The sequence below is a fragment of the Bacillus sp. Xin1 genome (assembly GCF_013314535.1).
Classification (GTDB): domain Bacteria; phylum Bacillota; class Bacilli; order Bacillales; family Bacillaceae_G; genus Bacillus_A.
The window spans coordinates 67059-73403 of sequence record NZ_JABUAE010000025.1 but is presented as its reverse complement, the minus strand read 5'-3'; the positions used below and the strand labels follow the sequence as shown (position 1 = coordinate 73403).

Annotated in this window: 8 protein-coding genes and 1 pseudogene; 1 reads left to right on the top strand and 8 read right to left on the bottom strand. The window is 35.4% G+C overall.

Translation table 11 applies throughout. From position 1 onward, the window contains the following. The first annotated feature begins 14 nt into the window (after nt 1–14). A protein-coding gene (locus tag HRG09_RS19360) for an IS3 family transposase (protein WP_174102497.1) occupies nt 15–1363 on the top strand; the annotation gives its coding sequence in 2 pieces (ribosomal slippage) (nt 15–471 and nt 471–1363; 1350 coding nt in all). 297 nt (nt 1364–1660) lie between these two features. On the opposite strand, the gene HRG09_RS19355 is transcribed toward HRG09_RS19360, so the two are convergent. The 8 genes and pseudogenes from HRG09_RS19355 to HRG09_RS19325 all read right to left on the bottom strand — a co-directional run bounded on the left by HRG09_RS19355 (nt 1661) and on the right by HRG09_RS19325 (nt 6324). Further along, nucleotides 1661–2017, bottom strand: coding sequence for an immunity protein YezG family protein (locus HRG09_RS19355; RefSeq protein WP_174102496.1), 357 nt, complete (start codon nt 2015–2017; stop codon nt 1661–1663). Then, nucleotides 2018–2302: pseudogene (locus HRG09_RS29075) on the bottom strand (DNA/RNA non-specific endonuclease); the annotation flags it as partial. Between the two features lie 39 nt (nt 2303–2341). After that, nucleotides 2342–2674, bottom strand: coding sequence for a DNA/RNA non-specific endonuclease (locus HRG09_RS29070; protein ID WP_254610130.1), 333 nt, complete (start codon nt 2672–2674; stop codon nt 2342–2344). A 167-nt stretch (nt 2675–2841) separates the two neighbouring features. Next, complete coding sequence (locus HRG09_RS19345; RefSeq protein WP_254610129.1) at nt 2842–3180, bottom strand: hypothetical protein; 339 nt, start codon at nt 3178–3180, stop codon at nt 2842–2844. An 18-nt stretch (nt 3181–3198) separates the two neighbouring features. After that, a complete protein-coding gene (locus HRG09_RS19340; RefSeq protein WP_187427742.1) occupies nt 3199–4893 on the bottom strand; it encodes a hypothetical protein in 1695 nt (564 codons plus the stop codon). Between the two features lie 32 nt (nt 4894–4925). Next, nucleotides 4926–5264 carry a hypothetical protein gene (locus HRG09_RS19335; RefSeq protein WP_174102495.1) on the bottom strand — a complete coding sequence of 113 codons (339 nt, stop codon included), beginning with the start codon at nt 5262–5264 and terminating at the stop codon, nt 4926–4928. Beyond that, nucleotides 5264–5995: a DUF5081 family protein gene (locus HRG09_RS19330; RefSeq protein WP_174102494.1), complete on the bottom strand. Its 732-nt coding sequence runs from the start codon at nt 5993–5995 to the stop codon at nt 5264–5266. The genes HRG09_RS19335 and HRG09_RS19330 overlap by 1 nt, the downstream gene beginning before the upstream one ends. Before the next feature lie 23 nt (nt 5996–6018). After that, entirely contained in the window at nt 6019–6324 is a 306-nt protein-coding gene (locus HRG09_RS19325; protein ID WP_174102493.1) for a WXG100 family type VII secretion target, read from the bottom strand. Between the last annotated feature and the right edge of the window lie 21 nt (nt 6325–6345).

Below are 6345 nucleotides of genomic sequence, written 5' to 3'. Positions count from 1 at the left end.
AGGTGTAGTTTTTTATGACGAAATACTCTTTAGAAACTAAGTTATCTGCCGTTACCGATTATCTTAACAGCGTAGAATCCTTTAAAGATATAGCTCAAAAGCATTGTGTAGATATGACGATGTTAAAAAAATGGGTAGCTAAGTTTCGGGAACATGGATTGGCAGGTCTTCAAAAGACATATACAAATTACTCTGTTGAGTTTAAAATGGACGTACTTAAATTTATAAACGAGATGGGAGCGTCCATCGCAGAAGCCACTACAGTTTTTAACATTTCTAGTTCTAGCATGGTGTGGAAGTGGAAACATTTATTTGAAACACAAGGGATTGACGCTCTTCAACCAAAGGAAAAGGGGCGTCCACCTATGAAAAAGAAGCCAGAAAAAAATCAACAAGTAGAAGGGTCAGAAGAAGCATTAAAAGCGGAAATTGAGAGATTACGTATGGAGAATGCGTATTTAAAAAAGTTACATGCCTTAATTCAAGAAAAGGAAAAGTCACAGAACAAGACAAAGCGCAAATAATTTATGAGTTGAGGCACGAATTTAAAGTCATTGACTTAGTAAAAGTCGCTGATATTCCGCGTAGTACATATTATTACTGGGTGAAACGAATGAACCGCCCAGATAAATATCACGAAGTGAAAGAAATGATCCAACAGATTTTTCATAGGCACCAAGGTCGATATGGCTATCGTCGTATTACATGGACATTACGTAATCAAGGTATCATATTAAATCACAAAACAGTTCGTCGCTTAATGAGCGAAATGAATTTAAAATCTATTATCCGTATGAAGAAGTATCGCTCATATCGTGGAAAAGTTGGTAATATTGCACCAAACATTCTAAAGCGTGATTTCAGAGCAACGAAACCAAATGAGAAATGGGTTACAGATGTGACAGAATTCCACATACATGGTGAGAAGTTGTATTTATCCCCGATACTTGATTTATATAATGGTGAAATTATTGCGTATAACGTAGAGAAGCGTCCTGTTTATCCGTTAGTCTCAAAGATGTTGGATAAGGCTTTTCAACAATTAAAAGATGATGAATTTCCTATCCTCCACTCGGATCAGGGATGGCACTATCAAATGAAGCAATACCAAAATGTATTGAAAGAAAAAGGAATTACACAAAGTATGTCTCGTAAGGGGAATTGTTTAGATAACGCAGTCATCGAAAATTTCTTTGGCTTATTAAAGTCTGAATTACTCTACTTACAAGAGTTCGAAAGTATGGAACACTTTAAATTAGAATTAGAAAAATATATTCACTACTATAATCATGATCGAATCAAAACAAAACTAAAAGGAATGAGCCCTGTACAATACAGAACTTATTCCTCATTAGCTGCTTAAAATATGTGTCTAACTTTTTGGGTTCACTTCAACAATCAAGTGCTTTAAGTTCATCTATTTTTAAGTAGCATAAATTTGTAAATTTTGTAGTAACAGTATGACACCTTTTATATGTCGTGACAACTACTACGTTAAAGGTTACGAGTTTGTACGAGTTCGTTAGTTTAATATGCATTCCATGTGTGTTTATATTCATCGCCCAGTAAAATGTCATCTCGCCTAAGCTCGTACTTCGTTTTCTGTTCTATCATAGAGTATGTATTTTCAAACACTTTATATCTATAACTCTAGTAGAGATCATTTTTGTGTATTAATATATTCTCTAATTAATTTCACATCACTTTCTCTTTTTTCATCAGGGAAAATACCCAAATTCCTATACTTCCATATAATTAATCTCTCATAATGATTATAATTATTTTCTTCTAATATAGTATAATCAAACTCAATATCAAACTTACCAGTAGAATATAACTCAAATGTTAAATTAGTCCAAGGTTCCTGCTTATTTTTTGGATAGTAGAAAAATACCGTCGAATCACTATATTCATCAACTTCTGAATATACCATTACTTTTTCCCATGATTCTGGAATAATATTGTTTAACTGTATAGCTACTTTTTGATAAATACTTTCCAAGTTCTCTGTATTCATTTACTTTCCTCCATATACATTTTTCAAACTGGCTTTAAATTTTTCTCCATCAATTCTATATTTTATGTTAAAGCTAACAGGCCTTACAGAATTCCCTTCATATACATGTCTAATATCAACTATAACTTCCCGCTTATCTCTTAAAGCTTTTGCCCAAGCAGATTCCAATTTTTTATAAGCACTTACATTAACATTACCATTCATTGCAACTATGTTATCAATTAGCGGAGATCCATTAAATTGCGTACCGATTAAATGTCCACCATGATCTCCTTGAGTACTAGGAGCTTTAGCTCTATCTTCCCCCCGGCAGCTAGCTGATGCTTAACGTTCTCCCATCTCTAACGTTAATTCTCCAGAAGCTCTCTTAATTCGTCCTAGTTCATCCGTTTGATAAAGATATCCATTTGTTTCATATTTCACATTAGGTTTCAATTTAAATTCATCAAAAAAGTGACTACCATCTTTAACTACATCATCATCAGCCTTACTAGTGTTCCCCTTAACCCCACTAGCTCCTAAACCAACATTCCCTTTCCTCTTAGCAAGCGAAGCCTCAATCCCCTGAATCTTACCATCCATAAACTTACTACTCTCTACATGGCGCGTATTAACCCACTCAGTAACCTTCCCTGGGCCACCTTGCTTCCCTATCAATGTACCGTCTTCAGCTGGTTCAACGCCTTTGAGGGATAGAATTTTTCATTAATTACTTGATTACTAATTAAAAGATAATAAAATAAGAACAGACATTAATTTAAATTAATGTCTGTTCTTATTAATTTTTACTTCTTTACTTAATTATACTATCTTTCAAAAATGTATCAGTCATCTTCACCTAAAATTTTGTCATCCATTATCTCTCTTTCATGAGCAATTTCTTCATAAGAACCTATGAGGTTATCAATATAATCAATAGGTACTTCCCTATCCTCTTGAAACAAGTGAACTGTTGCTCCAACCTTTATTAGTTTATCCATTATTTCTTTTAATACCTTTAGTTCGTCTGTATCAAAATAATCATATTCTAATACATAATCACTATCATCAATCCTTTTTTTAATTTCAGAAATACTATGGCTGCTTTTCCCCCTAATAAGTGATATATATTTTAATTTATTTGCATCATCATCTATTTTTATTTTCATTTTCACCATAACCATCAATAACCTCCTATTTCATTAAAAATCTTTTATTGTTTTTATAGGTTTCCCTGGTAAACTCTTCTTCCAACGTCGTCCATGCCAACCATAAAAATGTTCATTAAATGTAGCAGGATAAATTATCTCCCCTTTATCAGCTAAATGCGGATACTTTGAAGCGCTATAAGTATGATGCCCAGCAATAGGTTTCCCATCAAATTTAGGTTTTTTACCAACAAGAATATCCTGTATCTGCTCTGATGTCCAGCTTCTAGTAGGGGGCTCATTGTTTAATAAGCGTTGTTGCTCCTGATACCAAAATTTCTTAACACCGTCATCTCTTCTTTTACCAAACTTTTTATTCCAAATATAGTCCTCATATTCTTTCTTTGTTATAGTTCTGTTTTCAATTTTTTCTTTTAACTTTTTCATTTTTTTAGAACTCATTTGTTTAGTTTGAGTTGGATGTTCAGTCAAGTCTAACCCTTTTGTTCTCTCCGCGATAATGTCCTCTGCTGTTTTCACATACGGGACATCATCTAAATGTTTAGTAACTTCACCAACCCCACTAACTTCCTTACTAACTCCCGAACTACCATTCCCCTTCGCAAGTTGATAAGCATCATCCTTAGCTGCTGCTCGCGCTCTTGTAAAGTTTTCCGCTATTTCTCCAACAGTTGAATGCTCTATATAAGGAATTTTCATTCCCATTCCAGTGTCTGCTGACCTGATTGCTACTGGGATTTTCGTTTTTTTCAATGTATGTAATGCATTCTTTAACGTCTCATTATCCTTTAACGATTGTACCACATTTTTCCCCAGATTTGGATTGAAATCAGCGATTCCTTCTTTCAATTTTGTTAGTTTTGCAAGGGATCCGAGGTCGAGTGTTCCTTTGAATGCTTTTGCTGCTGAACCTAGCCCTGGGATGAGGTCGAGTGCTCCGAAGAAACCAGCTTCTAATCGTTCTTCTTTGCTTAGTTTTCGGTGTGTACCCCAATCTTCCCCTTCGATGGCACTTTTTACTTGTAGACCACCGTATGCAACTGAGGCGGCGATTCCGAGCGGCGGACAGAGGATTGTAGTGACGATTAGTGCTCCTCCTATTGCTAAATCACGCCATGTTTCTAATTTTTTTTGCTCGTCTTCTCTTGATGTATACTCGAATCCTCGCATAGACGGGACTAGTTTTCGATATTCCCCGTAGCTTAGTTTCGCATCTGGATTTTGCTTTTTGACTTCTTTATACTGCGTGCGAAGCACATGATCAAAGGCAAGTGATTCTTTAAAAATGTCATCTACTGTTATTTTATCTTTTTTTGTCGTAATTGTTTGCGGGGCCCCATACGCATGCTCACTTGGTAATGTTGTTGTCGTTGTGGCACCAATTCGATTTTCTGTTTTAAAGTCCCGGATAGATAAGTCTCTCATTTTTTGAGCAAATTCATCCATATCTTTATAGAACGGCTCATCTATATGTTCATAAACGACGCGTCCTGCATCATCGCAGTATGTATGTAAAGTTGTATAATCCTCAAGTAATGTATTTATTTTCCTTTCTTGGTTTCTATGATGGAAATAAATGCATCTATCTGAATCTAATTCTTGTATTCTATCTTGTATATCATCTAAAAGTTCATTTGCTTCCCGTAATTTCATAATTGCATCTTTTGTAATCTCATTTATCCCATCTTTCATTTGTTGCCAAGGTTCTGGCCTATATTGCACATCCATCTCTTTTCCATCCCCCCACTACCGCACCTTGATTACTCAAGAGTTTGTAATATTTTTTGTAATTCCTCGTCTTTTTTTATCATTTCTTCAAGTGTATAGTTCACAACCATTGCAGCTTGTTTATAGTTATCCGCCAATTCCATTGTTTTTTCTAATATGTCTTTATAATGATCGGTAACTTTTGTTGCCTCACCTTTTTGATAGAAATGTGACTTTGCTAGATTATTAATATTTTGCTGTACACCATTCGCATACAGGTTATAAATTGTTTCAAGGCGCATCGCGATTGTAACCATTTCAGAAAAATTTACTAATACTTCTGAATTACCACCTGCTCCCCCTGTACCTCCATCGCTCATAGATACTTGCATTAACGCATTCCTCCTAATGAGAATTGTCTTAGATCAATTAACTTTTTATATGGCATTTTCAAGCCGTCGTATAACTTCTTATTCACCGCATATAGACTGGCCCACTCGTACTGCTTACGTTCGATATCAACTTGAATGAAGTTTTCCCCCTCCGTAAAGTACAAGAAGCATTCCCATTTCGCATTGTTTCCTAGCCGCCGGTCCCGCGGACGAGAAAATGTTTCAACGGCCAATAAATCTTTTTTGGACAAATCCATTTCCTCAAAGAACCGCTGCTTTTCTTCTGTCATTTTATTCGTTAAAAAAGTATGCTCTATTTCTCTTGGTTCTCGCATTAAAAATGGAACACGTTGTAATAACAAGAAATAGACATCGCGCTTCGCTATGTAATCAATTTCGTATTCCTCATTTTGTTTTCGTTCCGTCAATACGGCTACTCTATCTTTATCTTGTGGCAAAAATCCGATTAAAAGGTTATTAAACCGTGTGTACTCGTTACTTTCCTGATACGCTTTTAATAATTCAATTAGTTGAAAGGCCGCTGGTGTGAGACCATTCTCTCCCGTAATTAATCTCTTCGCTTTCAACTTTTCTGTCGCTTTTGTTACACAGTCTGGATCCGCTAAAGTAAGTTTTTCGCGCTCTGGTAAACCAAATAAATATGTAATGCCAGCGGCACCAGCTAATACATAAAGCTCACCAGGGGTAAAACTCTCAATTGTATGTACCATTTCCTCATTCCCCCAGTCCTATTTCACAGTTTCTTTACGCCTTCAACTTCAGGACGATTTGTAAAGGATTGAATATGTTTATCAAGCTCTTTAAGTGCTTTCGTATGCCCTTCAAGTGCTTCTGCCATTTTTGTATTAAATTGAATTAATAATTCTAAATAGCTTAAAAAAGCATCACGTGTTTTCCCATTCCAATGTGAACTTATGACGTATGCTTGTAATTCCTTTGCTTGCTGGAGTGAATCTTTTACCCCTTTTTCAATTTGCTCAGCATAAGAAATAGCATTTAACGCTTCGCTTCCAGAAATTTCGATTTCTTTACCGTGCATTTCTATTCCCCCATCGTATTC